This is a genomic window from Terribacillus sp. FSL K6-0262 (genome assembly GCF_037977385.1).
Classification (GTDB): Bacteria; Bacillota; Bacilli; order Bacillales; family Amphibacillaceae; genus Terribacillus.
The window spans coordinates 310,283-336,004 of the sequence record NZ_CP150277.1 but is presented as its reverse complement, the minus strand read 5'-3'; the positions used below and the strand labels follow the sequence as shown (position 1 = coordinate 336,004).

The following is a 25,722-nucleotide window of genomic DNA, read 5'->3' as shown; positions in this document are numbered from 1 at the left end:
AAGGATAGGTGACTAGCTTTGAAACGTACGCTAGAAGGTATTGAAGAACAGTTTGAAATGTTTCAAATCCTTAACGAAAATGGCGAAGTCGTAAACGAAGAAGCTTTGCCGGATTTGTCAGATGAAGAATTGAAGGAATTAATGCACAGAATGGTATATACGCGCATCCTTGATCAGCGTTCCATTGCATTGAATAGACAAGGTAGACTAGGTTTCTACGCACCAACAGCAGGTCAGGAAGCTTCCCAGCTTGGTACGCACTTCGCTTTGGAGAAAGAAGACTTCATCCTGCCTGGATATCGTGATGTACCGCAGCTGATCTGGCACGGTCTTCCTCTTTATCAGGCATTCCTATTTTCCCGTGGACACTTCCATGGAAACCAATTCCCTGAAGGTGTCAACGCATTGAGCCCGCAAATCATCATCGGTGCACAATATACACAAGCTGCTGGCGTGGCACTTGGCATGAAACGCCGCGGTAAAAAATCCGTAGCGATTACTTATACTGGCGATGGCGGTACGTCACAAGGTGACTTCTACGAAGGCATGAACTTCGCAGGGGCATATGATGCACCGGCTATCTTCATTGTACAGAATAACCAATTCGCAATCTCTGTACCTCGCGAGAAACAGACAAAAGCGAAAACACTTGCTCAGAAAGCTGTGGCAGTAGGTATCCCTGGCGTCGTGGTTGATGGCATGGATGTCCTTGCGGTTTATGCAGCTACGAAAGAAGCTCGCGAACGCGCGATCAACGGCGAAGGCCCGACATTGATCGAAACACTTACTTACCGTTACGGCCCGCACACAATGGCTGGTGACGACCCGACTCGCTACCGTACCGAAGATATGGATTCCGAGTGGGAAAAACAGGATCCATTGGTTCGTTTCCGCAAGTACTTGGAAGCTAAAGGCCTATGGTCCGAAGAAGAAGAAAACAAAGTGATCGAGCAAGCGAAAGAAGAAATCAAAGCTGCGATCAAAGAGGCGGATAACTATCCGAAAATGAAAGTATCCGACTTGATCAACAATATGTACGAAGTCCTTCCTTCTAACCTTGAAGAACAATTGGAAGTGTACAAAGAAAAGGAGTCGAAGTAAGTCATGGCACAAATGACAATGATCCAAGCAATCACTGATGCTCTCCGTACGGAACTGAAGAATGACGAAAACGTTATGATCTTCGGGGAAGACGTTGGTAAAAACGGCGGTGTATTCCGTGCGACTGAAGGTTTGCAAGCTGAATTCGGCGAAGAGCGTGTATTCGATACACCGCTTGCTGAGTCTGCAATCGGCGGTATGGCTGTAGGTCTTGCGATCGAAGGCTTCCGTCCGGTACCGGAAATCCAATTCTTTGGTTTCGTTTACGAAGTAATGGACGCAATCAGCGGACAATTGGCTCGTTTGCGTTATCGTTCCGGCGGCACGCAAAGTGCTCCTGTAACAATCCGTGCGCCATTCGGCGGCGGTGTACACACTCCTGAATTGCATGCGGATTCCCTTGAAGGCCTCATGGCACAGCAGCCTGGTCTTAAAGTGGTCATCCCTTCCAATCCTTATGATGCAAAAGGTCTTTTGATCTCTGCGATCCGCGATAACGATCCGGTCATCTACCTTGAGCACATGAAACTTTACCGTTCCTTCCGTGAAGAGGTACCTGAAGAGGAATACACTGTGGAAATCGGCAAAGCAGCTGTAAAACGTGAAGGTACTGATGTGACACTCATCGCTTACGGTGCCATGGTACAGGCTTCCATGAAAGCAGCTGAAGAACTTGAGAAAAACAACGTATCTGCCGAAGTGATCGACTTGCGCACAGTGAGCCCGATCGACCTTGATACAGTACTTGCTTCTGTCAAGAAAACCGGCCGTGTGGTAGTTGTACAAGAAGCACAGCGTCAAGCTGGTATCGCAGCTCACTTGATTTCCGAAATCCAAGAGCGCGCTATCCTGCATCTTGAAGCTCCAGTAATGCGTGTAACTGCACCGGATACAGTCTTTGCTTTCTCACAAGCTGAAGAAGTATGGCTTCCAAACCATAACGACATCGTAGAAAAAGCGAACGAAGTAATCAATTTCTAATAGCAAAATCAGGAGGTAATTATTTTGGCTTTCGAATTCAAAATGCCGGATATCGGTGAAGGTATTCACGAAGGTGAAATCGTAAAATGGTTCGTCAAAGAAGGCGACACAGTAGCAGAGGACGACGTGCTTTGCGAAGTCCAAAACGATAAAGCAGTAGTTGAAATCCCATCTCCTTATGATGGTACAGTAAGCAAGATTTCCGTTGCTGAAGGTGAAGTCGCAGTCGTTGGTGATACACTTATCACATTCGACGGTGAAGGTGGCGAAGCTGAAGGCGGAAATGCTCCGGCTCCAGCTGAGCAGGAACAGACTTCCGTTCAAGCAAATGCGACAGAGTCCAATGAGACTGTTGAAAAAGTCAAGGAAGAGGGCCCTAAAGCTGAAGCTCCTTCAGGCGATCTTGTCATCGCGATGCCTTCCGTACGTAAATATGCACGCGAGCAAGGCGTAGATATCAAACAAGTTTCCGGTTCCGGCAAAGGCGGCCGCGTGCTTGCTGAAGATATCGACAGCTTCAAAAACGGCGGCGCTGCTAAAGCTCCACAAGCTGAAGCTGCTCAGGAAACTGCTGCTGAACAAAAATCTGCTCCGGTTGTTTCTGGTGATGAATTCCCTGAATCCAGAGAGAAAATGAGCGGTATCCGTCGCGCGATCGCTAAAGCGATGGTTACTTCCAAAACAACAGCTCCTCACGTTACATTGATGGATGAAGTGGATGTAACTGAGCTTGTTGCTCATCGCAAGAAATTCAAAGCTGTCGCAGCTGAAAAAGAAATCAAGCTTACGTATCTTCCATACGTTGCCAAAGCGCTTGTTTCTGTATTGAAAAACTTCCCGATCTTGAACTCTTCCATCGATGATGCGACAGATGAGATCGTCACAAAACACTATTACAACATCGGTATCGCAGCAGATACTGAAAAAGGTCTTCTTGTACCAGTTGTAAAAAATGCGGATCGCAAATCCATCTTCGCTATTTCCCAGGAAATCAACGAGCTTGCTGTAAAAGCACGTGATGGTAAACTTGCTCCGAACGAAATGAAAGGTGCTTCCAGCACTATCTCTAACATCGGTTCTGCAGGCGGTCAGTGGTTCACTCCGGTAATCAACTACCCTGAAGCAGCTATCCTTGGTGTTGGGCGCATCGCTGAAAAAGCGGTCGTTAAAGATGGCGAGATCGTTGCAGCTCCAGTACTTGCACTTTCTCTAAGCTTCGACCACAGAATCGTTGACGGTGCGACTGCTCAAACAGCGATGAATCACTTGAAACGTCTATTGGCTGATCCACAACTAATCATGATGGAGGGATAAGAAATGGTAGTAGGAGACTTTCCGATCGAATTAGACACTCTTGTGGTAGGTGCGGGACCCGGCGGCTATGTAGCTGCCATCCGCGCTGCACAAGAAGGTCAAAAAGTAACTGTAGTTGAAAAAGGAAACCTTGGCGGTGTGTGCTTGAACGTAGGATGCATTCCTTCCAAAGCATTGATCCAAGCAGGTCACAAAGCGGAATATGCACATGGCGATGCTGATCTTGGTATCTCCACTGAAGGTGCAAAAGTGGACTTCTCCAAAGTGCAAGACTGGAAAGCTAGTGTTGTAAACAAGCTGACTTCCGGTGTCGGCGGTCTATTAAAAGGTAACAAAGTAGATGTTGTCAAAGGTGAAGTTTACTTCGTTGACAAAAATACAGTGAAAGTAATGGATGAGAAAACTTCCCAAACTTATACTTTCAACAACTGTATCATTGCAACAGGTTCTACACCGATCGAACTTCCTGCTTTCAAATACTCCGATCGCGTCCTGGATTCAACTGGTGCCCTTAACCTGAAAGAAATTCCTAAGAAACTTGTCGTCATCGGCGGCGGTTACGTAGGAATCGAGCTTGGTACTGCTTACGCTAACTTCGGTACGGAAGTAACAGTCCTTGAAGGTATGAAAGATATCCTTAGCGGTTTCGAGAAACAAATGACAAGCCTTGTTTCTAAGAGACTGAAGAAAAAAGGCGTGAACGTAGTCACAGAAGCAATGGCTAAAGGCGTTGAAGAATCTGCTGACGGTGTCAAAGTGACATACGAAGCAAAAGGTAAAGAAGAAACCATCGAAGCTGATTATGTCCTTGTGACTGTAGGTCGCCGTCCGAACACTTCCGAACTTGGTTTGGAAGAAGTGGGTATCAAGATGACTGACCGCGGTCTTATCGAAATCGATGAGCAATGCCGCACAAACATCGAAAACATCTATGCAATCGGTGATATCGTTGCAGGTCCTCCGCTTGCGCACAAGGCTTCTTACGAAGGTAAGATCGCTGCGGAAGCAATCAGCGGTAAACCATCTGCGATCGATTACAATGGCATTCCGATGGTAGTCTTCTCTGAGCCTGAACTTGCATCTGTCGGTCATACAGAACAGTCTGCCAAAGATGCCGGCTACAAAGTAAAAGCTGCTAAGTTCCCGTTCGCTGCAAACGGACGTGCGCTATCTCTTAACGACAGTGATGGTTTCATGAAACTTATCACTCGTGAAGAAGACGGTGTCATCCTCGGTGCTCAAATCGCTGGTCCTAATGCGAGCGATATGATTGCTGAGCTTGGTCTTGCGGTTGAATCCGGAATCACAGCTGAAGATATTGCACTTACAATCCATGCTCACCCATCTCTTGGTGAAATCACTATGGAAGCTGCTGAAGTTGCAATCGGCTCTCCGATCCATATCGTAAGATAATTGGAAAAAGAGTCTATCCCCGACGGATAGGCTCTTTTTTTATTTTTCCATACATCATATCAATCTCCGGATCCTTGTCAGTTCTCTGAGTAAATGAGGAGTATGAGCCGAGTGCAACGATATAATCGGTTTGCGGAAAGCGTTCTGAGTAGTTTTAGTACTGCATTCTTGGAATGAACGGCTGCGGTATTCCTTCCGATTTCATAAACGCTGTCTCGGACTCTGAGGATGCCAGCCTGCTTTCGCTGAATTTGATGAACCATCCTGCAAAAGAAAGGACAGGAGATATTAATCTCCTGTCCTTTGTGTCTGCTTTTTCTTCTTGTCAATTAAATTAAGACGTTTTACTTCCTTTTTCAAAGTCTTGATGAGTGAAAATACAACGAGAATCATGATGATCGCAAATGGGAAAGCTGCTATGATGGAAGCTGTCTGGAGTGCTCCAAGACCATCCTCTCCGCCAACCCATAACAAGATTGCAGCAGTTGCTGATTGAACCAATCCCCAGATCAATTTGACCGTCTTGGAGGGGTTCAAATCTCCATTGGTCGTTTGCATGCCTAGGACGAATGTCGCTGAATCTGCAGAAGTGATGAAGAATGTCGCGATAAGCAGCAGTGCCAAAATGGAGAGAATCATTCCTCCAGGAAGATGCGACAGCATGGCGAACAATCCTACTTCTTCACCCAGTGATGAAATGTCGCTGAACAGGTCGATATTCTGGAAATATTCCATATTGATGCCTGTAGATCCAAATACAGCGAACCAGATTGCACCGAAGATGGTCGGTACCAGCAGTACACCAGTCACAAATTCCCTTATCGTACGGCCGCGTGATACCCTGGCGATGAAGGTTGCGACAAAAGGAGCCCATGCAATCCACCAAGCCCAATAAAATAATGTCCAATCTCCAATCCATGAGTTATCTGTATCATATGGCGTCAGACGAAAACTCCATTCCGGAAGGTGCTGTACGTATTGTCCCAATGATGTAACGAGTGAATCAAGAATGAAATTGGTGGGACCAAGCAAAAGTACGGCAAGCATCAGCAGCACGGCGAATATTATGTTGGCGTTACTAAGGATTTTTATCCCTTTGTCCAAGCCGGTCAGTGCTGATCCGATAAAGAGTACCGTCACGACTACGATGATGAGCAGTTCGATCGTGAAGGTTGGTTCGATCCCTTCGAATAAATACGATATTCCCCCGCTGATTTGGATTGCTCCAAGGCCCAGCGAAGTAGCAACGCCAAAAATGGTAGCGAATACAGCAATTATATCGACGACTTTTCCAAGGGGGCCATAAATCCTTTTCCCGAATACTGGTTCCAGAATTGCACTTATCACTCCCCCGCTGGATTGTTTGCGGAAGGTAAAGTAGGCAATTGCCAGTGCAAGGGTGGCGTAAATAGCCCATGGGTGCAATCCCCAGTGGAAGAAGCTGTAAGAGATGGCGGTCGTGCCAGCTTCAGCTGTTCTGGCTTCGTCGACCACGGTTGGAGGGGAATTAAAGTGGTTGAGAGGTTCCGATGCTCCCCAGAATACAAGACCGATCCCCATACCGGCGCTGAATAGCATCGCAAACCAGGATATATAGCTATACTCCGGTTCGTCATCTGGTTTTCCGAGCGTGATTTTTCCATACTTCGAAAAAATCAGGAAGAAGGCGAAGCCTAACAGCAAGGTGGCCGTCAGCAGATAAAACCAGCCAAATCGGTCGATTAGGAAGGTTTGAATGACATTCGTTACATTTGCAGTATTTCCATTCGGCAGGATGGATTGTGGAATGCTTCCCCAAATAAGAAAAGCAACCACAATACCAATTCCCCACCAAAATACACTAGTCGTTTTTTTCATAAATAAATCCTTTCTGCTTTAAAGTTTGAAAAATGCTGCATGAATGATCATTATAACAATCTCTACTTCAGCTTCCTACCCGTTCTGCCAAATTCATAAACCTTAACCTGCATATTTCTCCCGGGCTCGACATATTTTGACGTTTTTGCATTACAAGTCCAAAACTTTCCACTATAATGGCAGTAATATGTCAAAATGGAGGGTTTTACAGTGAAGCAATTTTTATTATTTCCAATGCTCCTATGCTTATCCGGTGTATTGATCAGCGGCTGTGCAAGTTCGGAGCAAGCAGGGAATGAGGCTGAACAGACCGAAACAAGGGCGAGTACTTCAGTTGATCAAGAACAAGCTCCTGAAAAGGAGCAGACTGAGGAAGCGCAGGAAAAAAAGCAAGAAGAGCAGCAGGAGGCACAATATAAGGTGTCGGAAGTATCTTCCATTGTTCCGCTTGACGATGCCGAACCACAGGTCGCGCTTTTGACCTTCGATGACGCTCCGGATAAGCATGCACTTGAGATAGCGAAATCATTGAAGGAAGCCGATGCACCGGCAATCTTCTTTGTGAATGGTCATTTCCTGACGACGGATGATGCGAAAGATACATTGAAAAAAATACATGACATGGGATTTGCGATCGGAAACCATACATACAGTCATGCCAATCTAAATGACCTGACGGAAGAAGAGATAAAAGAGGAGATTCTTGAAGTGGATGAGCAGGTAGAGGAAATCACAGGGGAGAAGCCTGCGTTTTTCCGAGCGCCATTCGGTGAAAATACGGATTACAGCAGACAGCTGGCAGAAGATGAGGGGATGACAGTGATGAACTGGACCTATGGTTATGATTGGGAAAGCCAATACCAGGACAGTGCAGCTTTGGCTGATATCATGGTCAATACTGAATTGTTGGGTAATGGCGCCAATTTGCTTATGCATGATCGGGAATGGACAGCCAGTGCCGTACCAGACATCGTAAATGGACTGAGGGCAAAGGGATATCAGCTTGTCGATCCGGACACAATAGAGCGGCCATCATAAAAAAACTCCCCATTCGGGGAGTTTTTCATTGAAAGGCACGATGTTCTTTGATGACGCGAATATATTCTATCGACTCATCCATCAATCCCTGGACCGGCAATCCTGCATCCAGATTTCTTCTGATATAGCTGATGTTATCAGGACTGATGATTTCACCTGGAATGAAGATGGGGATTCCTGGCGGATAGACCATGATGGACTCAGCGCTGATCCGTCCCTCTGCTTCTGCAAGCGGAATGGCTTCGGTGTCAGCATAAAAAGCATCGCGCGGACTTAAAGACAAGACCGGTATTTCAGGAACGGACACTTCCAATTCCGCGGACGAGATATCTGCTTGGTGAAGATCTGCCAAATCTGCCAGTGCATCCACGAGCTGCCGGATCTCATTTTCTGTATCAGCAGGTGTAATCAAGAACAGCAGGTTATACAAGTCGGAAAGCTCGACCTCGATATTTTTTTCCTTCCGCAGCCAGCGTTCTGCGTCACTTCCTGATATACCGAGCTGTTTCACCGATACCAGCAGTTTGGTCCGATCCATGGCGAATGCTGCTTCTGAGCCCAAGATTTCTTCCCCTGCACAATACAGACCGTCTATGTCATTTATTTGCTTTCGGGCGTCATTTGCCAGCCTGATGGCATGGGCGTTCATTTCCCGCCCTTTGGTGGCAAGCTGCCGGCGCGCAGCATCGAGGGATGCCAGCAGGATGTAAGAAGTACTCGTGGAAGTGAGCATGGAAAGCACCGTTTGTACTTGTTCATGCCGCACCAACCCCTCACGCAAATTCAAAATCGAGCTCTGTGTCAAAGAACCGCCAAGCTTATGCACACTGGTAGCGGCAAGATCTGCCCCTGCAGCCATCGCCGAAACAGGCATGTCATCATGAAAATGAATGTGGACGCCGTGTGCTTCATCGACGAGGACAGGCACTTGAAAACGATGGGATATATCGACGATACGGGCTAAATCGGCAGCCACCCCGAAATATGTCGGATTGATGACTAGTACAGCTTTTGCATCCGGATTCGCCTCCAAAGCCTTCTCAACAGCTTCTGGCGTGATACCGTGTGAAATGCCCAACTTGTGATCCAGCTGAGGATGTACAAAAACAGGAATGGCGCCGGAAAAGATGAGCGCACTTGTCACGGATTTATGGACGTTTCGGGGGACGATGATCTTATCTCCCGGTTTGCATACACTCATGACCATAGCCATGATCGGTGTGCTTGTACCTTGGACGGAAAAGAATGTGTAATCCGCTCCGAAGGCTTTGGCTGCAAGCTGCTGTGCTTCTTGGATCATACCATGAGGGTGATGCAAGTCATCCAGTGGTTCTATATTTATCAAATCGACGGAAAGGGCATTCTCACCTATGAATGCTGAGAATTCCTGATCCATTCCCTTTCCGGTTTTATGTCCTGGGATATGGAACTGTAATGGTTTGTTGGCAGCATGCCTGCGCAAACCATCGAACAGTGGTGCTTGTTCTTGTGAAAACATCTTAGCTGACACCTCTTTACATGTTAAAAACAAAAGAATTATAGCAAAACTGCATCCGGATTGCTAGCATCGCATGGAAAGTTATTTTCGTGTTACACTATTATCCAGGGAAAAGGAGGGGTAGGATGAATTACAGCTATCCAATAGATGAAACTTGGACAAAAGAGGAAATCATTGATGTCGTGAATTTCTTTTCTTTGGTGGAACGTACGTATGAAGAGGGCATCCTTCGGGAGGACCTGCTGCTGGCATACGAACGTTTCAAACAGATTGTACCTTCCAAATCGGAAGAAAAGCAGCTGGACGCTAGATTTGAGAAAGACTCCGGCTACTCCAGCTATAGAGCGGTGAAAAAAGCAAGGGCAGCAGCCTCAGGTGAAAAAATTAAAATGTAAATAGAATCCCCCTCCCTTAAATCGGGAGGGGGATTCCGTGTTATACAGGTTCAAACGCAGCTTGCTCGTACAAGATGGCTGTATGCTTCAGTACGTCCTTGCATACTTTAAGGAATGCTTCCTTCGAAGCAAGCGCTGGGTCCTCAGGCTGCAAATGGACGCCGCAGACAAGCTCTGCTTTTTTGACATGCTGCAAGCGGTCTGCAATCTTGTCGAAAAGCTCTTCGGATATAGGGGAAGCATCCGGCTTCATATGATCCATCGACCAGACATAGTGGGAAGGGATGGAATCCAAAATCTGTTCCTTCGCTTCCGTCATTTTACGTCCGGCAGTTTCCTTCAATGGGCTTTCGTAAATAAGTGCAAATTGGACGAATACATGTGTACCCCAAAGCCCGATTTGGAAGTGAGGCAGTTTCTTATAGCCGCGTTTACTGGAAGCAAGGGCGGACCATGTATCTTTTGGGGGGTTCTTCGTACGGCGTGCATGCTTTGCGACATGGACGTACATATCATGATCTGTCACTTGCTCCGCATAAGGCGCAAGCTCTGCAGCGAGCATTTCCAATTTCGGGGACAAGCGGCTGCGGAGCACTTCCATTCTTTCTTCCAATCCATCTATTGAAAAAACGTCGAAATCTTCTTTCGTGAATAATGCGGTCATCATTGTCACTCCTTGCAGAAATCTCCCTTCATCATACCTGTCCAAAAAGTAAATTGCAAGCAAGGAAAGGTTTACAAACCGCGCTGCAGTGGTAAAAAGAAACAACTTCACAGATTGGAATCAAAGGATGGGAGGGGCGAAGATGCGTGATGTGATGGAGGCTTTAAGGAAAAGGGAAGCAGAGGAAAAGGTGCCTGCCATACGTCTGGAAATCGATTATTATCTTATGACACTGCATGATGCCATGCAGGAAGATGATGACAAGGCAGTTCGGGAAACGAAGGAGAAGCTTCGGTTGCTGAGTGAGCAATTGAATCGGTTCGAATCCTGAGCATATTTGTGATAAGCTAGTGGAAAGAATGGGGGACCACATGATGGAGCAATCAATGAAGCATACATTGCATAAGCAAGCACGGCAGTGGGTACTGGAAGCGGGGCGGCTTATCAAAGGGAAGATGGATGAACCATTGGAGATCATGACAAAGTCAAGCCCGAAAGATCTTGTGACAAAGATGGACAAGGCAGTGGAATCCTTCTTTTTGGAGAAAATCCGGGAAAACTACCCATCACACAAAGTGTTGGGGGAGGAAGGCATCGGCGAGGCTGTATCCGAAACGAAAGGAACAGTCTGGATAATCGATCCAATTGACGGTACGATGAATTTCGTCCATCAGAAAACCAATTTTGCCATATCGGTAGGGATCATACATGACGGTATAGCGGAAATCGGGATAGTTTACAATGTGATGGAGGATACGCTTTATCATGCGAAACGAGGAGAAGGAGCTTACAAGGATGATGTCAAGCTGCCCATGCTCCCGGAAAAGACGATCGATCAATCCATCATCGAGCTGAATCACTTCTGGCTCTGTCCTAATCGACGTGTGAATGAGGAAAAGCTGCAGCAGCTCATTTATCGTGCAATGGGCTCTCGTGCTTATGGATCGGCAGCATTGGAGCTTGCCTTCCTTGCTGAAGGGATAACGGATGCTTATTTGACCTTCAGTCTTCAGCCATGGGATTACGCAGGCGGTTTCGTGCTTCTGCAGGAAGTAGGAGGCAAGCTGACTGATGCAGCCGGCGAGCCGGTCGACTTCCTTAATCGGACAACGATAGTTGCAGCCAACAGCAGCATCCATCGGGAATTGATCGAGGATTATATTGAATTGAAATGAAAAAAGACGGGAAATCCCGTCTTTTTTTACTGCCCTTTTCGTTTTGCGAAGATTCCGGCCCCCATGATGAAGAATCCGGCAATGATCGCGAAAGTCATCCAGCCGTAATTTTGGTAGCTGATTGTCACACCTGCGGCTACGAAGCAGGCAATCACCAATATGGCGGTCAACAAAGCCAATCCTTTTGACATCGTCTCACCTCATTTATCAAATTAAAGGTTCATCCGTCTTCTTTTCCCGGTACAGATTGAAATTACCGGTCGCTTTTCGTTCCTTCGTCCGCTGGGAGATGCGATCCGAGCATTCGCTGCATAGATGCATCGTATTACGGCGGTTCCGCAATTTCTTTGCGTGCGGACTTCCATCATCTATTTCTTCTACTTTATCGCAGAGTACACATTGCACACGCATGCTATCACCTCAAAGAGTATAATACTTTTCCAGTTTACCATACGATGAGCCAATGTGCGTATGCTGCCGACAGACTCTACCAGTCATATCCGCCCGGGGAAGTTCCTATACCGAAAGCTCAGCAGATCTTTATCTGCCGGATGGCCTTGATCGGGTCTTCTTTCCTGCTTGGCAGGTAGCAGTGGGCAGGACCGGATTCTTTGATGCTGCGACCATCTATGGCAAATAGGAACAGACTGGCCTCAAGCTCGTCCAAAGGAACGATTTCCTCCCCGTTTTCTGTCACGAATACGGCATGCGTGGCATCATCCTGTATGCCGGCCGTGGAGAGAAAATCAGCGATGGGCATGACATAGCTGTTCTCCAATGCCTGTTTTCTCTCTTCTCTTGTAAGGCTTTTATTGATGGGGGGCTTCATCTTTTGCTGATAGACAGAGCGGTCCCAATGCTTTTCTTCGGCGGCGGGAACTGGCTCGATTTCTTTAAAAGCGTTTTCAAAAAGGATTTTGCGATCATCGAAAATCCAGACTGATGGATCGAGTGTTAGCGGGAAATCCACTTTCCCTGTCAAGGTGATTACCATATAAACGACACTTCCTTTTCCAGAGTATCTATAGATATAGCTTAACATAAAGAATGTGACAAGTGACAATGATTCGACAAAATTAATAGGTGGACGTGTCTTGCAATTTACCAGGACTACCGCTAGAATTGTAAAGAAGAAGTCTGTTTAACGGAGGGATAATATTGATATCTGAGATCACCGTTAGTAATCAAGAGAAAGCATATGCCCTTCTTTTGGCGGATGCTGATAAAATACTTAAATTAATCAAAGTACAGATGGACAATTTGACGATGCCGCAGTGTCCGCTATATGAAGAAGTACTCGATACACAAATGTTTGGTTTGTCACGTGAAATAGATTTTGCAATTCGATTGAACCTTGTGAAAGAAGAGGATGGAAAAGAGCTTCTTGAAAACTTGGAAAGGCAGTTGAATGTGCTGCATGAAGCGGCACAGCGGTCTATGCGTCCGTAACAGGACCGGCAGGCCGTCTGCAATTGTTTGTACGGGCATCCCATATGAAAGATGAAACCCCATTGCCCTTTAATTTGGCGGGGTTTTTTTATTATTCTATGAATCTGGCGGATTAAGAAGTTCGTAAAATACATACTATGGGAGCTTTAAGATGAAAAAAAGATTGCGTAATTTCGATTTTACTTTACTATTCACACCATTGCTGCTGACAGCTTTCGGAGCCGTGATGGTTTACAGTGCAAGCTATACAGTTGCGGTTGTCAAGTTCGGCGAACCAGCTACTGCATTCTTTGTCAGGACCTTGATTTGGATATGTTTGGCACTGCCTGTCTTTGCCTTTTTCTGCCTTGTGCCCTATCAAAAATTCCAGAAATGGATCAAGCCGATCATGGTCATCATCATCATCATGCTTGTGGGCGTCTTGTTCACGGGCAAGGTGAATGGATCAAGGTCCTGGTTCAATCTTGGGTTCTTCAGCCTGCAGCCTGCAGAGCTGGCGAAAGTGGGTATGATCATTTATCTGGCGGCAGTTTACGCCAAAAAACAGAAATATCTGCATAGCTTTTCAAAAGGTGTCCTGCCGCCTTTGATTGTATTGGGGATGGTATTAGGCTTGATCGTCATCCAGCCTGATGTAGGCTCTGCATCGATTGTATTCCTGATTTCCTGCTCGATCATCCTTAGTGCGGGGATACGGTTCAAGCATTTGTCTATCCTGATATTGGCTGGTGTTGTATTGATATTGGCTGTATTGCCCCACATGGTCAATGAAGAACGGATTTCCCGTTTTACAGGTGCCTATCAGCCATTCGATGAGGAGCATGTACAGGATGACGGGTTTCAATTGGTCCAATCTTATCTTGCAATCGGCAATGGCGGCATTTTCGGCGATGGGCTGGGACAGGGAGTCCAGAAGCTGGGTTATTTGCCGGAACCGCATACGGATTTCATCATGGCCGTCATAGCCGAAGAGCTGGGATTCATCGGTGTGGCCGCTGTTTTGGCTATGCTGGCGATCATCGTGTTGCGCGGCTTCTACATTGCCAAGCAATGCCGTGACAGCTTCGGTTCTTTATTGGCAATAGGCATTTCGTCGATGGTGGGGATCCAGACTTTCATCAACCTGGGTGCAATCACCGGTCTATTGCCAATTACAGGTGTGACACTGCCATTTGTCAGTTACGGCGGTACATCCTTGATGATTTTATTCGCTTCGATGGGTATTCTGAATAATATTGCAAGGCATGTACGTTCACAAGAACTTTTCGTGACAGAGAGTACCTTCACGCAGGACAAGCGGGGCAGACGTCCCTCCAATCGACAGAGGATCCGCACCACTAGTACAACTACACAAACAAGGGGAAAGACTAGAGGAGGAGAACGATGGACGAACTAAGGGGAATCAATAAGGTACTGGTAGCAAACAGAGGTGAAATTGCGATCCGTGTATTCCGGGCTTGTGTCGAGCTTGGGATACAGACGGTCGCGATTTATTCAAAGGAGGACAAATCTTCCAGTCACCGCTTCAAAGCGGATGAAGCATATTTGGTGGGCGAAGGCAAGAAGCCGATCGATGCCTATCTTGATATCGAGAATATTCTAGAAATTGCAAAAACTTCCGGTGCAGATGCCATCCATCCGGGTTATGGATTCCTATCGGAAAACATTCATTTTGCCAGACGCTGTGAAGAGGAAGGCATAATCTTCATCGGTCCGCGCAGTGAACAGCTTGATATGTTCGGGGATAAAGTGAAAGCAAGACAGCAAGCCCTGCTTGCGGAAATACCGGTAATCCCCGGAAGTGACGGACCGATCAAAGGCCTGGATGAAGCGAAAGCATTCACCGACAGCCATGGCTATCCAATCATCATCAAAGCTTCCTTGGGCGGCGGAGGCCGCGGCATGCGTGTCGTTCGATCTGCCGAGGAGCTGGCTGAAGCGTACGAGCGAGCGAAATCAGAAGCGAAAGCTGCGTTCGGCAGTGATGAAGTATACGTGGAAAAATTAATCGAAAATCCGAAGCACATCGAAGTGCAGATCCTAGGGGACAATGCGGGGAATGTCATCCATTTGTTCGAGCGTGACTGTTCGATACAGCGAAGACATCAAAAAGTGATCGAAGTAGCTCCGAGTGTCGGACTTCCTGAAACGCTTCGGGCCGATATTTGTGATGCGGCAGTCAAATTAATGAAAAATGTTTCCTATTTGAATGCTGGGACAGTCGAATTCCTTGTGGCAGATGATAAGTTCTACTTCATCGAAGTGAATCCGCGTGTGCAAGTGGAACATACAATCACCGAATTGGTCACCGGCGTGGATATCGTTCAAACGCAGCTGCTTCTGGCACAGGGGTACAGCCTGTCGGATGAACGCCTTAACATTCCCCCGCAATCTGAGATCAAAACGAATGGCTATGCAATCCAGGCTCGTGTCACAACGGAGGACCCGCTTAATAACTTTATGCCCGATACAGGTAAAATCATGGCTTATCGCTCCGGCGGTGGATTCGGTGTCCGTCTGGATGGCGGAAATGCCTTCCAGGGTTCCGTCATCAGTTCCTACTATGATTCCCTGCTGGTAAAGGTATCGACTTGGGCCGCGGACTACAGACAAGCAGCTTACAAGATGGAAAGGAACCTGCGGGAGTTCAGGATTCGCGGTATCAAGACCAACATACCGTTCCTTGAAAATGTCATCCTGCATGAAAAATTCCTGTCAGCTGACTATACGACTAACTTCATTGATGAAACACCTGAATTATTCGTTTTCCCTAAACGGCAGGATAGAGGAACGAAGATGCTTCAGTATATTGGCTATACAACCGTGAATGGGTTCGATGGCAGCGGTAAAGTCGAAAAGCCTGATTTTCCGAAACCGAGGATTCCTAAGCTTGACAAAGGGCTCGAATATCAAAATGGTACGAAACAAATCCTGGATGCCCATGGTCCTGAAGGGCTGGCAAACTGGCTGAAGGAACAGGAAGAGGTATTGCTGACGGATACTACTTTCCGCGATGCACACCAATCACTGCTTGCAACTCGTGTCCGGACAAAAGATCTATTGGCGATTGCCGAACCGACTTCCAAGCTATTGCCTAACTTATTCTCAGTCGAGATGTGGGGAGGAGCGACCTTCGATGTCGCTTATCGATTCCTGAAGGAAGATCCTTGGGAGAGGCTGGCCAAACTTCGGGACAGAATGCCGAATGTATTATTCCAGATGCTACTCCGTGCAAGCAATGCAGTCGGTTATAAGAATTATCCGGACAACGTCGTGGAGAAGTTTATCAAAGAAAGCGCAGAAGCCGGTATCGACGTATATCGTATCTTCGACAGCTTGAACTGGATTGAAAATATGAAGCCGGCAATCGAAGCCGTGCGCAATCAAAACAAGGTGGCAGAAGCTGCGCTTTGCTACAGCGGAGATATCCTCGATCCATCCCGGACGAAATACGATCTTGCATATTATACGAAGATGGCGAAGGAGCTGGAAGCGGCCGGTGCCCACATCATCGGGATCAAGGATATGGCAGGTCTCCTTAAACCGCAGGCTGCCTATGACCTTGTCAGTGCTTTGAAGGATGCCGTATCGCTGCCGATTCATTTGCACACGCATGATACAAGCGGAAATGGCGTACTGACATATGTGAAGGCCGTAGAAGCTGGTGTGGATGTAGTCGATGTTGCAGCAGGTTCCATGGCGGGTCTGACTTCTCAGCCGAGTGCCAGCACATTTTATCACGCCATGCAGGGGATGGAGCGCCGACCATCCATCAATGTCGGGAATTATGATGAACTCGGATTATATTGGGAAGATGTGCGCAATCAATACAGTGACTTCGAGAGCGGCATGAAAGCCCCGCATGCAGAAGTCTATTTGCATGAAATGCCGGGCGGTCAATACAGCAATCTGCTGCAGCAGGCAAATGCGGTCGGGCTGGGCGATCGTTGGGACGAAGTGAAAGTCATGTACAGAAGGGTGAATGACTTATTCGGGGATGTCATCAAAGTAACGCCATCCTCCAAGGTGGTCGGCGATATGGCATTATTCATGGTGCAAAACGACTTGGATGAAAATAGTGTCATTGAAAAAGGAGCTTCACTCGATTTCCCGGACTCTGTAATCGAATTCGCGCAAGGCTATCTTGGACAGCCATATGGCGGGTTCCCGAAAGAGCTGCAGAAGGTGATCGTGAAGGATCGGGAAGTGATTACAGCCCGCCCTGGTGAATTGCTTCCGCCAGTGGATTTTGATCAGCTGCGGAGTGAGCTCCAGGAAAAGATGGTGGATGAAGCTACCGAGCAGGATATCGTGGCATATTCCCTCTATCCGAAGGTGTTCGAAACGTATGCGGCATTCAAGGAAGCCTATGGAGATCTATCCGTTCTGACTACACCGACATTCTTTTACGGCATGAAGCTGGATGAAGAAATCGAAGTGGAAATCGAACCAGGGAAAACCTTGATCGTCAAGCTGGTCGCAATAGGCGAGGCCGGTCCGGATGCAATGCGGACGATATACTTTGAGTTCAATGGGCAGCCTCGTGAGGTGCTTGTGCGTGATGAACAGGTGCAGGCAACAGTCAAAACGACACCGAAAGCGGATAAACAGAACAAGAAGCATATTGGTGCAACGATGCCTGGAACTGTCATCAGGGCGTTGGTAGCTGCTGGTGAGCAAGTGCAAAAAGGGCAGCAGCTGCTCGTCACGGAGGCAATGAAGATGGAAACGACGGTGCAGGCGCCATTCGATGGAACCATCAAAGATATCCATGTAAAGGATGGAGAGCCAATTCAAGTCGGAGATCTGCTTTTGGAATTTGAATAAAGGAAAATCCACTGCCGACACGGCAGTGGATTTTTTTATTCCTTTTCATATTTCGCGCTGCGGAAGGACAGCATGATATAATACGTCATTATTCCGAAGTAGACGCTGATGATCAAAGAATGGAGCAGGGCTACAAATAGATTCATACCGGTGAAAATGACAAGCACACCGGCTATTGCTTGTGCTGCCAAGAGACAGAAGCTGATGATCCAGCCTTTGGACATCACTGCATGCTCTTTGTAACGGCGGATCACTTGCACCATGATGATGAAGGACCAGACAAGCGCCAGCATGGCAGCGCCGCGATGGAGCATCTGTACCATCTGTGCCGTGCTTAACCCAAAGAGACCTGGATCAGAGTTGGAACAGAGCGGGAAGTCCCCGCATACAAGACTGGCATTCATATGCCGTACAAGGGCTCCGGTATAGACGACGAGATAAATGAAAATGGTATGCAGATAAAATTGGATCCGCATTCCTTTTCTGATCACAAGTGCGCGCGCATCAAACTTCTTGTCCACTTCGAAAACCAAAAGGGTAAGCAGCAGGACAGAAGCGAAAGAAATCAGCGAAATGCCGAAATGAAGTGCCAGCACGGTGTCCGATTGCTGCCAAACAACTGCTGCAGCACCGATCAGTGCTTGGAGAATCAGAAAGAATACAGCCACTACGGACAGGAATTTCACTTCGCGGATGTGTCCGATTTTTCGCCATGCGAGGATTGCAAGCAAGATGATGACGACGCCCATTGCCGAAGAAACGAAACGATGGGCGGATTCAATGACCAATTCCGGTGTGATATTGGTCAAAGCCCCTTCACATAATGGCCAGCTCTGTCCGCATCCATCTTCGGATCCCGTTTTGGTGACCAGGGCGCCGCCCAATAGGACGAACAGCATCCCCACACTGCCGATCACCGATAAGAATTTCAATAATTTCATGTATGAACACCTCTTATACAGACTTTAAGCAATGATAAAAACAATCATGCCTATCGTAACACGAAAGGGCTTTTAAAATAGAAGAATTTCTTGTCAATTTTATGACCTGTGACCGTCTATTTTAGCAATAAGCTGTAAAGACTGGAGTTAGTTCAGCAAATTGTCATAAACCGTTTCATTTGAAGAAGTCTGACGTGTTACAATGTAAAAAGTGTGATAGAATACAAGAATTATGTGTAACCAAGCAGAAAGGATGTGCTGGTGTGGAAAAAATCGAATCAACTTCTTCACAAGTGTTGAATGGCGCCGAACAGGCTGATTCTGCCACTAGTCTTTGGACAGACTTTAAAGCACTTATAAAAACAGGTATTATAAATTCGAATCTATTGACCGCTTTCGGTGGTTTCTGGCTCGCACTTTATATGACAAATGAGCAATTTGTCGACCATATCCCCGCATTTATTTACATGATGATCGGCAGCGGGCTGGTCATTGCAGGCGGTTGTGTCATCAATAACTATTATGATCGTGACATTGATCATATCATGCAGAGGACGAAGAAACGGCCGACTGTAACAGGTACCATCCCTCTTTCTGTCGTACTTACGATGGGGATCGGCTTCACGGTCCTCGGTGTGGGATTCCTTTTCCTTACAACATGGCAAGCAGCACTAATCGGCATGTTCGGCTGGTTTGCTTATGTAGTGCTTTATACGATGTGGTCCAAGCGCCGCTACACAATCAATACAGCGATCGGAAGCTTTTCCGGCGCGGTTCCGCCGCTGATCGGTTATGCCGCCATCGATGGAAGCTTGAGCACAGAGGCTTGGATCGTTTTCGCCATCATGTTCATCTGGCAGACACCGCATTTCTTGGCCTTGGCCATGAGAAAAGCGGAAGATTACAAGGCTGCGAATATACCGATGCTGCCATCGGTTTATGGCTTCGGAATCACGAAACGTCAGATTGTCGTTTACACAGCATGTTTGCTTCCGCTGCCATTTTACTTAACAACGCTAGGAACCGTGTTCGTCGCCATTGCCAGCGTATTGAATGTTGGGTGGCTTGCGATCGGCATTGCTGGATTCTTCATGAAAGATGACTTGAAATGGGCTACATGGATGTTTGTCTACAGCCTGAATTACTTGATGATTTTCTTTATCGCACTTGTAGTATTTACAACTCCTGCGATATTCTGATCCTATTGCGAAGATGCTTCCTTTATAAGGAGGTGTCTTTTTTTGTGTTTATGGAGATGGAAATTACGGGAATAGAATGGTAAATGTGCTTTTTTGGAGAGAGGGAAATGGAATGGATATGGAAACACCGCGCTTGAATTTGAAAGCTATGACACTGGAAATGGGGAAGCAGCTCGTTCGCTACCCGGTCACCTTCTTCTATGAGCAGGGTATATCGCATGTGACCGATTGGCCGACGAATGCTTTGAAAGCAGAGCTGCCCTTTTATTTAGAGGAAATGGAAACTGGGCTGATAAAATCCGGATTCGGACCGTGGATCCTGCATACAAAATACAAGAAGGAAATGGTCGGGCATATCATGGTTAAACAACCGGTATATGACTCGATGCAAGCGGAGCTGCATTTCCATATTCGCAAGGAGATGTCAGGAAAAAGGTATGAGGATGAAGCAATCGTGGGCATTTGCGATTGGCTTTTGCAGCATGGCATCGAAACGATCCATGCCTTCTGTAAACCGGAGGAAGCAATAAGCAGCAAGTTTTGACAAGATGCGGCTTCCGGAAGCTTGGTGAGATTGACGGTTTGGTCCAGTTCAGGACATACGGTCACCTGCTGCCAGCAGATGGTATGTGAAGCTTGTCGAAGGAGTCGGCTATCTCTGGATTGGGATTTATATTATAATAGGGGGCAACTGATGGAAAGGGGGCAGGATGCTTGAAGAGCTTGCGAATTGTGTTATTGCTTCTCGTAGTGGGGGCGGGTGTTCTGTTCTTTTGGAATAAAGATGATTATCTTGGCCCAGCCCAGGATGCAAGACAGAAAAATACTGAGAATGCGCAAAAAGCAGAAGCTGCCCAGAAGCCGAACGGCGATATGGAACGGTGGATCAACCAGGAACCGGAAACATTAAAAGAGGATCAAGGCGAACCGGATAGAATTGACAAATCCTCTTACGGCTATGATTGGTATATATATGATAAAGGCGATGCCTATGCCCAGTATGGCGTAAAGGATGATCGTATCATCACTGCCTTCGCAGTCGGCGAAGCATCGCTTGCCAAAACAGAAATCGGCGCAAGCCGTGAGGAAGTGGAAGAGGATTATCCTCTTGAGGAAGAGGTATCTTTTCGTTATGGAAGCAATCGGTACACATTCAAGCTAAAGGAGAAGGATCAGCAGATCCAGCCGCTTGCCCAAATCGGGGATGGGCTGTTCGCCCAATTTTACTTTGATACCTTCGATGATGAACTTACGGCAGTCCGTGTGCTGACTGACGAACAGCTGATCTTGGAACGGCCATACGATGTGACCTATACAGGCGGGCTGCCTGAGCAGCCGCAGCTTTCCGACGATGATTGGCAGCAAGTGCAGGATGGGATGGAGCAGCAAATCATCGATATAACCAATGTCTTGCGTGCACATTTCGATGTCCCGCCATTGAAATGGAATGACGAAGTTGCGGCGGTTGCCCTCGGTCATAGTGAGGATATGCAAAAACAGCAGTATTTCTCACATGTGACGCCGAATGGCGAGGAGCTGGGTGACAGACTGGCAGATGGTCAAGTGCGTTTCCAAAGTGCGGGGGAGAATATTGCCGCTGGCTATACAGATGCCCTGGCAGCAATGATCGGCTGGCTGAACAGCGAGGGTCACCGAAAAACGATGCTTGATGCAACATATGAAGAACTTGGGGTGGGTGTGTATCGTTATTACTATACCCAGAACTTCCTCTTGCAATGACCGGGTTTCCGTTAAAGGATCCCGGTCATTTGTGTCATTGCACCTGTTTTTTCATATATTGGGCAGAGAGGGTCATATTCAGGTTAGGAGATGAATGGCAATGTCAGATACGAATTTGCATCCTTCGATCCAGGCATTCAGACAATTCGTCCAACAGCATCCAAAGCTGATCCGTGAGGTCAGGCAAAATCAGACAGGATGGCAGCCTTACTATGAAAAGTGGGTATTGTTGGGTGAGGAGGATCCAAGCTGGCAGGCATATAAAGAAAACGAAGAACAGACAGGGAGAGCGGATACAGAGTCACAGGAAGCAGGCAAAGAGATGTTCAATAAGGTGATGGGCATGGCAAATCAATTCGATTTGCAGAAACTGCAGGGTCATATCCATCAGCTGAATGGTGCACTGGATAATATCAAGCAATTGATAGCCCAATATCAAGGAGTCAAGCAGCAGCTGCCGGCAAAGAAGCAGGCACCCACATTTTTCCACAGGGACTAAAGGGAGGTTGAATGATGCGGCAGGAAATATATCAAAGGCTGCAGCATCGGGAGGAATTGCTCCGTTTTGTCAGGCTTCATCCGATATGGTATCGTACACTCGCCCGTGATCCGGACGCATTCGCCGAGCTGGAAAAACAGGCGAAGCATTTCTACGGCAAAACGGTACCACAGCGCATCGGACAATTCGGGGAGCAGCTGAGCATGGTCAATATGCTGATACAAATGGCGAGGGCGATGCGGGATTAAACACTTTTCATTTCCCTATTATTTGGTATGATAGTAGGGGAGGTGGTTCTATGTTTGCAACTATGGAATTCGTTGAACTATTGGAGAAATCTGAGCGATTGGGGCAGATGATTCGTGAATCAGATGTCATGGCAGCATATAGCTCCGCGCAAGCCAAGCTCTACCAGGATAGTGAGACGAAAGCTAAAATCGACGCATTCACAGCAATAAAGGAACAATATGAAGAAGTGCAGCGATTCGGCCGATACCACCCTGATTACAGCTTCATCATGAAGGAAATCCGCAGCAAGAAGCGTGAGATGGATATGGATGCCAACGTTGCGGCCTTTAAGATAGCAGAACGGAATCTGCAAAAACTGCTTGATGATATTAGTGCCAAACTCGCTGTAACAGTGAGCGAGAATGTCAAGGCACCACGGGCAGGGGCAGCTTGGAAGGACTCCGGCTGCGGCTGCGGAAGCGGCGGCGCCTGCGGGTGTGCTTCCTGACATTATCCGGCAAGCTTTTTAGCTTGCCGGTTTTTTTGTGTTGCTCCGAGGGGCCAGGCTTTGCTACACTAAGAAAAAAGCTGTAAAGCGAGGAACATCATTTATGTTGACAAAACGGCAGGGAATCGTCGTATGGTTCCAGCATATGAAAAATATCAAGCAGCTGAAGCGGCACGGACATTTGGTTTTCGTATCCAAGAAGCAGAAGTATGCAATGATTTATGTGAATATGGAGGAGGCCGAAGAGAAGGAAGCGGCATTGCAAAGACTGCCGTTCGTTTCCAGGACTGCCCTGAGCTATCGTCCATTCGTTCGTACCGATTTCGAGAATGCGAAACAGGATAAAGCGAAAGAATACGATTATAAGATCGGGATATAAAAAAAGCCTGCAGGGAAATGCCCTGCAGGCGCCTTTGTTTCCAGTGAAAACAACAGGCAAAGGGAGAGGAGAAACCGGAGGAAGAGCTTATGGGGAAACGTAAGTCTTCTCCGTGTTCATGAAGCAGCTATTAGCGTGATAGCCGCTTCAATAGTACAGTATGGTCCGGTTCAGGAAGGAATATACATCGTTTTTTTGAAGGAGTGTAATGTGATGCGAGTTATTGCAGGGGAGCATAAAGGAAGGGCATTGAAGGCTGTGCCGAACCAGCTTACAAGACCGACGACGGACAAAGTGAAGGAAAGCCTGTTCTCAGTGCTTGGTCCTTTTTTTGATGGAGGGGAATGCCTTGATTTGTTTGCAGGGAGCGGCGGACTGGGCATCGAGGCATTGAGCAGGGGAATGACACATTGTATTTTTGTCGATAAGCAAGGCAAAGCCGTCGAAACGATCAAGCAGAATCTGACTGCACTAAGGCTGACACATCAGGCGGAAGTTTATCGGAACGATGCTCTGCGCGCACTGAAGGCCGTCGCGAAAAGGGAAAAACGATTCAGCCTGATTTTTTTGGATCCGCCTTATCAAAAGATGTCATACGAGGACTTGCTCGAGCGAATCAGCGAAGCTGGCATACTACAGCCACATGGCCGCATTGTCTGTGAACACGATGCCAAGAAGGAGCTGCCAGAGTTCATCGCTGGATTGCAAGCAGTGAAAAGGGATGTCTATGGAAATACAACTGCAATTACGATCTATCAAGTTGCGCGGGAGGATGAGCAATGACGATTGCAATGTACCCAGGATCCTTTGATCCGGTAACCAATGGCCATGTCGATATCATTCAGCGGGCGGCAGCTATATTCGAGAAAGTGATTGTTGCCGTGGCAGTCAACAGCAAGAAGAAACCGCTTTTTAATGAAGCGGAGCGAATGGAGCTTTTAAGGCAGTCGGTTAAACATTTACCGAATGTATCGGTTGCCAGGGCCGAGGGTTTGACTGTCGACTTTGCCAGGAAACATGATGCTAAGGTATTGATCCGCGGATTGCGGGCTGTGAGCGATTTTGAAAGTGAGATGCAAATCAGCGGAATCAACCGTCACTTGGAACCCGGATTGGAGACGCTCTTCATTACGGCAGATTCGGCCTACAGCTTCCTGAGCTCCAGCATCGTCAAGGAGGCGGCAAGCTTTGGTGCCGATGTCAGCAAGCTCGTGCCGGCTCCTGTACAGGAAGCCATCAAGCAAAAGTTTTAATCCATCATTCGGCGTTTCATCAGGATCAATGCAGCCATGGCAAGCATGATGATGGTGAAAGCAGGTCCGACAGATGCTAGTTCATGAAGCAGCTCCGTAATTGTATCGGGAGCTGTTTTTTCTTGTAAGAATGCAGCCAGGCTTGTTTCTTGATGGTTGCCATAAAGCGGCCCGAATAGGGTGGCGGCTAATCCGGCTGCAATGAATCCATGCAGCAGGCGTGCAAAGAAATAAGGGGCGAAACGGATATCTGTCTCGGCAAGGATGCTGGCTACTTGAGCTTGTACTGAAAAGCCGTTGAAAGCAAGGATGAAGCTGACGACGATAATGGGGAAAAAGAAGTTCGATCCCGCTGCTTGGGCAATCATTTGGCCGCCCATCGTGATTTCGAATAAGCCGGAAAACATCGGGACGACCAAGTCTGCCGGAACACCGAAGATAGCCGTCACGATCCGGAGCCCATTGGCCAGTAAATCCGTGATACCTAAAATGAATAATAGCTTATTGAAAACAGAGAACATAATGATGAATCCGCCGATCATGAGCAAGGTTTGGATGGAATTGACGACGGCATCCCCAAAGATCTTACCGAATGGCCTTTTATCCGCCATTCTCGTTTCGTGCAGCTCCCGGAAAGCTCTGTTGACCAATCCTTTTTCCCGTACATAACTAGAGCGGGATTCCGTACGGCCATAGAAACGCATGCAAATCCCCACCAGGATATTCCCTCCATAATGCGCAATGGCAAGCAGGATGCCCAGCTCTGCATCTCCGAAAAAACTCACGGCAATGACGCCGACGATGAAAAGGGGGTTGCTGGCATTTGTAAATGATACAAGTCGCTCAGCTTCGATTTTCGTAAGCTGTTTTTCCTGACGGAGGCGGCTTGTCAGCTTTGCGCCTGAAGGATAGCCGCTTGCCATGCCCATAGCCAATACGAAACTGCCGACGCCAGGGACATTGAATAATGGCCGCATGATCGGTTCGCAGAAAACACCGATGAAACGTACCATGCCAAAAGCAATCAGCAGTTCTGCAGTTATGAAAAAAGGCAGGAGGGATGGAAAAACCACTTCCCACCACATATTCAATCCACGAATGCTGGCCTGCAGGGAAGGGTCAGGATACATGATAAGACTGAATGCCAACAATAATGCAGAACCAGCCAGCAGAACCGATTTCATTTTTTGCACAACTATCCCTCCGATTTGTGACAACTGTACTTCTTGAATTCGAAGTAGTACACTTAAATACAGCCGATTT

28 protein-coding genes are annotated in these 25,722 nt (G+C 47.3%); 20 read left to right on the top strand and 8 right to left on the bottom strand.

From position 1 onward, the window contains the following. Nucleotides 1-57 precede the first annotated feature (57 nt). The 4 genes from pdhA to lpdA are packed head-to-tail and all read left to right on the top strand — an operon-like array spanning nucleotide 58 to nucleotide 4,809. Entirely contained in the window at nucleotides 58-1,101 is a 1,044-nt protein-coding gene (pdhA, locus tag MHI54_RS01660; protein ID WP_198946018.1) for a pyruvate dehydrogenase (acetyl-transferring) E1 component subunit alpha, read from the top strand. Nucleotides 1,102-1,104: 3 nt separating this feature from the next. After that, complete coding sequence (locus MHI54_RS01655) at nucleotides 1,105-2,082, top strand: alpha-ketoacid dehydrogenase subunit beta (RefSeq protein WP_095214578.1); 978 nt, start codon at nucleotides 1,105-1,107, stop codon at nucleotides 2,080-2,082. Between the two features lie 24 nt (nucleotides 2,083-2,106). Further along, a complete protein-coding gene (locus MHI54_RS01650; RefSeq protein ID WP_095214579.1) occupies nucleotides 2,107-3,396 on the top strand; it encodes a dihydrolipoamide acetyltransferase family protein in 1,290 nt (429 codons plus the stop codon). 3 nt (nucleotides 3,397-3,399) lie between these two features. Further along, a complete protein-coding gene (gene lpdA, locus MHI54_RS01645) occupies nucleotides 3,400-4,809 on the top strand; it encodes a dihydrolipoyl dehydrogenase (protein ID WP_095214580.1) in 1,410 nt (469 codons plus the stop codon). Nucleotides 4,810-5,097: 288 nt separating this feature from the next. On the opposite strand, the gene MHI54_RS01640 is transcribed toward lpdA, so the two are convergent. Then, complete coding sequence (locus MHI54_RS01640) at nucleotides 5,098-6,666, bottom strand: BCCT family transporter (protein ID WP_340082175.1); 1,569 nt, start codon at nucleotides 6,664-6,666, stop codon at nucleotides 5,098-5,100. 210 nt (nucleotides 6,667-6,876) lie between these two features. Here MHI54_RS01640 and MHI54_RS01635 point away from each other — a divergent pair, with 210 nt between their 5' ends. Continuing rightward, the gene (locus MHI54_RS01635) at nucleotides 6,877-7,704 is read left to right on the top strand and encodes a polysaccharide deacetylase family protein (protein ID WP_340082174.1); all 828 of its coding nucleotides are present in this window, start codon (nucleotides 6,877-6,879) and stop codon (nucleotides 7,702-7,704) included. 25 nt (nucleotides 7,705-7,729) lie between these two features. On the opposite strand, the gene MHI54_RS01630 is transcribed toward MHI54_RS01635, so the two are convergent. Continuing rightward, the gene (locus MHI54_RS01630; protein ID WP_095214582.1) at nucleotides 7,730-9,202 is read right to left on the bottom strand and encodes an aminotransferase class I/II-fold pyridoxal phosphate-dependent enzyme; all 1,473 of its coding nucleotides are present in this window, start codon (nucleotides 9,200-9,202) and stop codon (nucleotides 7,730-7,732) included. Between the two features lie 125 nt (nucleotides 9,203-9,327). Between MHI54_RS01630 and MHI54_RS01625 the strand changes: the two genes are divergently transcribed. Further along, a complete protein-coding gene (locus MHI54_RS01625) occupies nucleotides 9,328-9,597 on the top strand; it encodes a UPF0223 family protein (RefSeq protein WP_095214583.1) in 270 nt (89 codons plus the stop codon). A 40-nt stretch (nucleotides 9,598-9,637) separates the two neighbouring features. Here MHI54_RS01625 and MHI54_RS01620 read toward each other — a convergent pair whose 3' ends face one another. Continuing rightward, nucleotides 9,638-10,264 carry a DUF1054 domain-containing protein gene (locus tag MHI54_RS01620; protein ID WP_233134794.1) on the bottom strand — a complete coding sequence of 209 codons (627 nt, stop codon included), beginning with the start codon at nucleotides 10,262-10,264 and terminating at the stop codon, nucleotides 9,638-9,640. 139 nt (nucleotides 10,265-10,403) lie between these two features. On the opposite strand from MHI54_RS01620, the gene MHI54_RS01615 reads away from it, so the two are divergent. Continuing rightward, nucleotides 10,404-10,592 carry a hypothetical protein gene (locus MHI54_RS01615; RefSeq protein WP_340082173.1) on the top strand — a complete coding sequence of 63 codons (189 nt, stop codon included), beginning with the start codon at nucleotides 10,404-10,406 and terminating at the stop codon, nucleotides 10,590-10,592. A gap of 40 nt (nucleotides 10,593-10,632) precedes the next feature. Then, entirely contained in the window at nucleotides 10,633-11,436 is an 804-nt protein-coding gene (locus tag MHI54_RS01610) for an inositol monophosphatase family protein (RefSeq protein WP_340082172.1), read from the top strand. A gap of 26 nt (nucleotides 11,437-11,462) precedes the next feature. On the opposite strand, the gene MHI54_RS01605 is transcribed toward MHI54_RS01610, so the two are convergent. From MHI54_RS01605 to MHI54_RS01595, 3 genes are all read right to left on the bottom strand, one after another. Next, nucleotides 11,463-11,627 (bottom strand): DUF5325 family protein, encoded by a 165-nt coding sequence (locus tag MHI54_RS01605; RefSeq protein ID WP_158221463.1) that lies wholly within the window; start codon nucleotides 11,625-11,627, stop codon nucleotides 11,463-11,465. A 16-nt stretch (nucleotides 11,628-11,643) separates the two neighbouring features. Further along, complete coding sequence (locus tag MHI54_RS01600) at nucleotides 11,644-11,847, bottom strand: YlaI family protein (RefSeq protein ID WP_095214587.1); 204 nt, start codon at nucleotides 11,845-11,847, stop codon at nucleotides 11,644-11,646. Nucleotides 11,848-11,965: 118 nt separating this feature from the next. Beyond that, complete coding sequence (locus MHI54_RS01595; protein WP_095214588.1) at nucleotides 11,966-12,430, bottom strand: hypothetical protein; 465 nt, start codon at nucleotides 12,428-12,430, stop codon at nucleotides 11,966-11,968. A gap of 164 nt (nucleotides 12,431-12,594) precedes the next feature. Between MHI54_RS01595 and MHI54_RS01590 the strand changes: the two genes are divergently transcribed. The 3 genes from MHI54_RS01590 (at nucleotide 12,595) to pyc (ending at nucleotide 17,712) form a co-directional block, all read left to right on the top strand. Continuing rightward, a complete protein-coding gene (locus MHI54_RS01590; RefSeq protein ID WP_038559874.1) occupies nucleotides 12,595-12,885 on the top strand; it encodes a YlaN family protein in 291 nt (96 codons plus the stop codon). Nucleotides 12,886-13,036: 151 nt separating this feature from the next. Then, entirely contained in the window at nucleotides 13,037-14,281 is a 1,245-nt protein-coding gene (gene ftsW, locus MHI54_RS01585) for a putative lipid II flippase FtsW (protein ID WP_340082171.1), read from the top strand. Further along, a complete protein-coding gene (gene pyc / locus MHI54_RS01580; protein WP_340082170.1) occupies nucleotides 14,269-17,712 on the top strand; it encodes a pyruvate carboxylase in 3,444 nt (1,147 codons plus the stop codon). The genes ftsW and pyc overlap by 13 nt, the downstream gene beginning before the upstream one ends. 35 nt (nucleotides 17,713-17,747) lie before the next feature. Here pyc and MHI54_RS01575 read toward each other — a convergent pair whose 3' ends face one another. Next, on the bottom strand, nucleotides 17,748-18,653 hold the full coding sequence (locus MHI54_RS01575) for a heme A synthase (protein WP_095214591.1): 906 nt from the start codon (nucleotides 18,651-18,653) through the stop codon (nucleotides 17,748-17,750). A 272-nt stretch (nucleotides 18,654-18,925) separates the two neighbouring features. Here MHI54_RS01575 and cyoE point away from each other — a divergent pair, with 272 nt between their 5' ends. The 9 genes from cyoE (at nucleotide 18,926) to coaD (ending at nucleotide 24,459) form a co-directional block, all read left to right on the top strand. Continuing rightward, a complete protein-coding gene (gene cyoE, locus MHI54_RS01570; protein ID WP_340082907.1) occupies nucleotides 18,926-19,852 on the top strand; it encodes a heme o synthase in 927 nt (308 codons plus the stop codon). Between the two features lie 112 nt (nucleotides 19,853-19,964). Next, nucleotides 19,965-20,396, top strand: a complete 432-nt coding sequence (locus tag MHI54_RS01565; RefSeq protein ID WP_340082169.1) for a GNAT family N-acetyltransferase — start codon at nucleotides 19,965-19,967, stop codon at nucleotides 20,394-20,396. A gap of 170 nt (nucleotides 20,397-20,566) precedes the next feature. Continuing rightward, the gene (locus MHI54_RS01560; protein ID WP_340082168.1) at nucleotides 20,567-21,592 is read left to right on the top strand and encodes a CAP domain-containing protein; all 1,026 of its coding nucleotides are present in this window, start codon (nucleotides 20,567-20,569) and stop codon (nucleotides 21,590-21,592) included. A gap of 100 nt (nucleotides 21,593-21,692) precedes the next feature. Continuing rightward, complete coding sequence (gene ylbD, locus MHI54_RS01555; protein ID WP_158221465.1) at nucleotides 21,693-22,091, top strand: spore coat protein YlbD; 399 nt, start codon at nucleotides 21,693-21,695, stop codon at nucleotides 22,089-22,091. A gap of 14 nt (nucleotides 22,092-22,105) precedes the next feature. Next, nucleotides 22,106-22,339: a YlbE-like family protein gene (locus tag MHI54_RS01550; protein WP_340082167.1), complete on the top strand. Its 234-nt coding sequence runs from the start codon at nucleotides 22,106-22,108 to the stop codon at nucleotides 22,337-22,339. 50 nt (nucleotides 22,340-22,389) lie between these two features. Next, nucleotides 22,390-22,827 carry a YlbF family regulator gene (locus MHI54_RS01545; protein ID WP_095214597.1) on the top strand — a complete coding sequence of 146 codons (438 nt, stop codon included), beginning with the start codon at nucleotides 22,390-22,392 and terminating at the stop codon, nucleotides 22,825-22,827. Nucleotides 22,828-22,930: 103 nt separating this feature from the next. Continuing rightward, complete coding sequence (locus MHI54_RS01540; RefSeq protein ID WP_093726711.1) at nucleotides 22,931-23,206, top strand: DUF2129 domain-containing protein; 276 nt, start codon at nucleotides 22,931-22,933, stop codon at nucleotides 23,204-23,206. A gap of 195 nt (nucleotides 23,207-23,401) precedes the next feature. Beyond that, nucleotides 23,402-23,989, top strand: coding sequence for a 16S rRNA (guanine(966)-N(2))-methyltransferase RsmD (rsmD, locus tag MHI54_RS01535; RefSeq protein WP_255374697.1), 588 nt, complete (start codon nucleotides 23,402-23,404; stop codon nucleotides 23,987-23,989). Beyond that, the gene (gene coaD / locus MHI54_RS01530) at nucleotides 23,986-24,459 is read left to right on the top strand and encodes a pantetheine-phosphate adenylyltransferase (protein WP_095214599.1); all 474 of its coding nucleotides are present in this window, start codon (nucleotides 23,986-23,988) and stop codon (nucleotides 24,457-24,459) included. Before rsmD ends, coaD begins: the two co-directional genes overlap by 4 nt. Here coaD and ylbJ read toward each other — a convergent pair. Then, nucleotides 24,456-25,658: a sporulation integral membrane protein YlbJ gene (gene ylbJ, locus MHI54_RS01525; RefSeq protein WP_095214811.1), complete on the bottom strand. Its 1,203-nt coding sequence runs from the start codon at nucleotides 25,656-25,658 to the stop codon at nucleotides 24,456-24,458. The two genes, coaD and ylbJ, sit on opposite strands and share 4 nt — an antisense overlap. Nucleotides 25,659-25,722 lie beyond the last annotated feature (64 nt).

Coding starts and splice junctions, on each gene's coding strand:
- MHI54_RS01630 (WP_095214582.1), bottom strand. CDS start 9,202: ATGTTTTCACAAGAACAAGCACCACTGTTCGATGGTTTGCGCAGGCAT.
- pdhA (WP_198946018.1), top strand. CDS start 58: ATGTTTCAAATCCTTAACGAAAATGGCGAAGTCGTAAACGAAGAAGCT.
- MHI54_RS01575 (WP_095214591.1), bottom strand. CDS start 18,653: ATGAAATTATTGAAATTCTTATCGGTGATCGGCAGTGTGGGGATGCTG.
- MHI54_RS01550 (WP_340082167.1), top strand. CDS start 22,106: ATGCGGCAGGAAATATATCAAAGGCTGCAGCATCGGGAGGAATTGCTC.
- MHI54_RS01540 (WP_093726711.1), top strand. CDS start 22,931: ATGTTGACAAAACGGCAGGGAATCGTCGTATGGTTCCAGCATATGAAA.
- MHI54_RS01620 (WP_233134794.1), bottom strand. CDS start 10,264: ATGATGACCGCATTATTCACGAAAGAAGATTTCGACGTTTTTTCAATA.
- MHI54_RS01640 (WP_340082175.1), bottom strand. CDS start 6,666: ATGAAAAAAACGACTAGTGTATTTTGGTGGGGAATTGGTATTGTGGTT.
- ftsW (WP_340082171.1), top strand. CDS start 13,037: ATGAAAAAAAGATTGCGTAATTTCGATTTTACTTTACTATTCACACCA.
- ylbD (WP_158221465.1), top strand. CDS start 21,693: ATGTCAGATACGAATTTGCATCCTTCGATCCAGGCATTCAGACAATTC.
- MHI54_RS01625 (WP_095214583.1), top strand. CDS start 9,328: ATGAATTACAGCTATCCAATAGATGAAACTTGGACAAAAGAGGAAATC.
- MHI54_RS01545 (WP_095214597.1), top strand. CDS start 22,390: ATGTTTGCAACTATGGAATTCGTTGAACTATTGGAGAAATCTGAGCGA.
- MHI54_RS01605 (WP_158221463.1), bottom strand. CDS start 11,627: ATGTCAAAAGGATTGGCTTTGTTGACCGCCATATTGGTGATTGCCTGC.
- MHI54_RS01595 (WP_095214588.1), bottom strand. CDS start 12,430: ATGGTAATCACCTTGACAGGGAAAGTGGATTTCCCGCTAACACTCGAT.
- MHI54_RS01615 (WP_340082173.1), top strand. CDS start 10,404: ATGCGTGATGTGATGGAGGCTTTAAGGAAAAGGGAAGCAGAGGAAAAG.
- lpdA (WP_095214580.1), top strand. CDS start 3,400: ATGGTAGTAGGAGACTTTCCGATCGAATTAGACACTCTTGTGGTAGGT.
- MHI54_RS01600 (WP_095214587.1), bottom strand. CDS start 11,847: ATGCGTGTGCAATGTGTACTCTGCGATAAAGTAGAAGAAATAGATGAT.
- MHI54_RS01565 (WP_340082169.1), top strand. CDS start 19,965: ATGGATATGGAAACACCGCGCTTGAATTTGAAAGCTATGACACTGGAA.
- MHI54_RS01610 (WP_340082172.1), top strand. CDS start 10,633: ATGATGGAGCAATCAATGAAGCATACATTGCATAAGCAAGCACGGCAG.
- pyc (WP_340082170.1), top strand. CDS start 14,269: ATGGACGAACTAAGGGGAATCAATAAGGTACTGGTAGCAAACAGAGGT.
- MHI54_RS01655 (WP_095214578.1), top strand. CDS start 1,105: ATGGCACAAATGACAATGATCCAAGCAATCACTGATGCTCTCCGTACG.
- coaD (WP_095214599.1), top strand. CDS start 23,986: ATGACGATTGCAATGTACCCAGGATCCTTTGATCCGGTAACCAATGGC.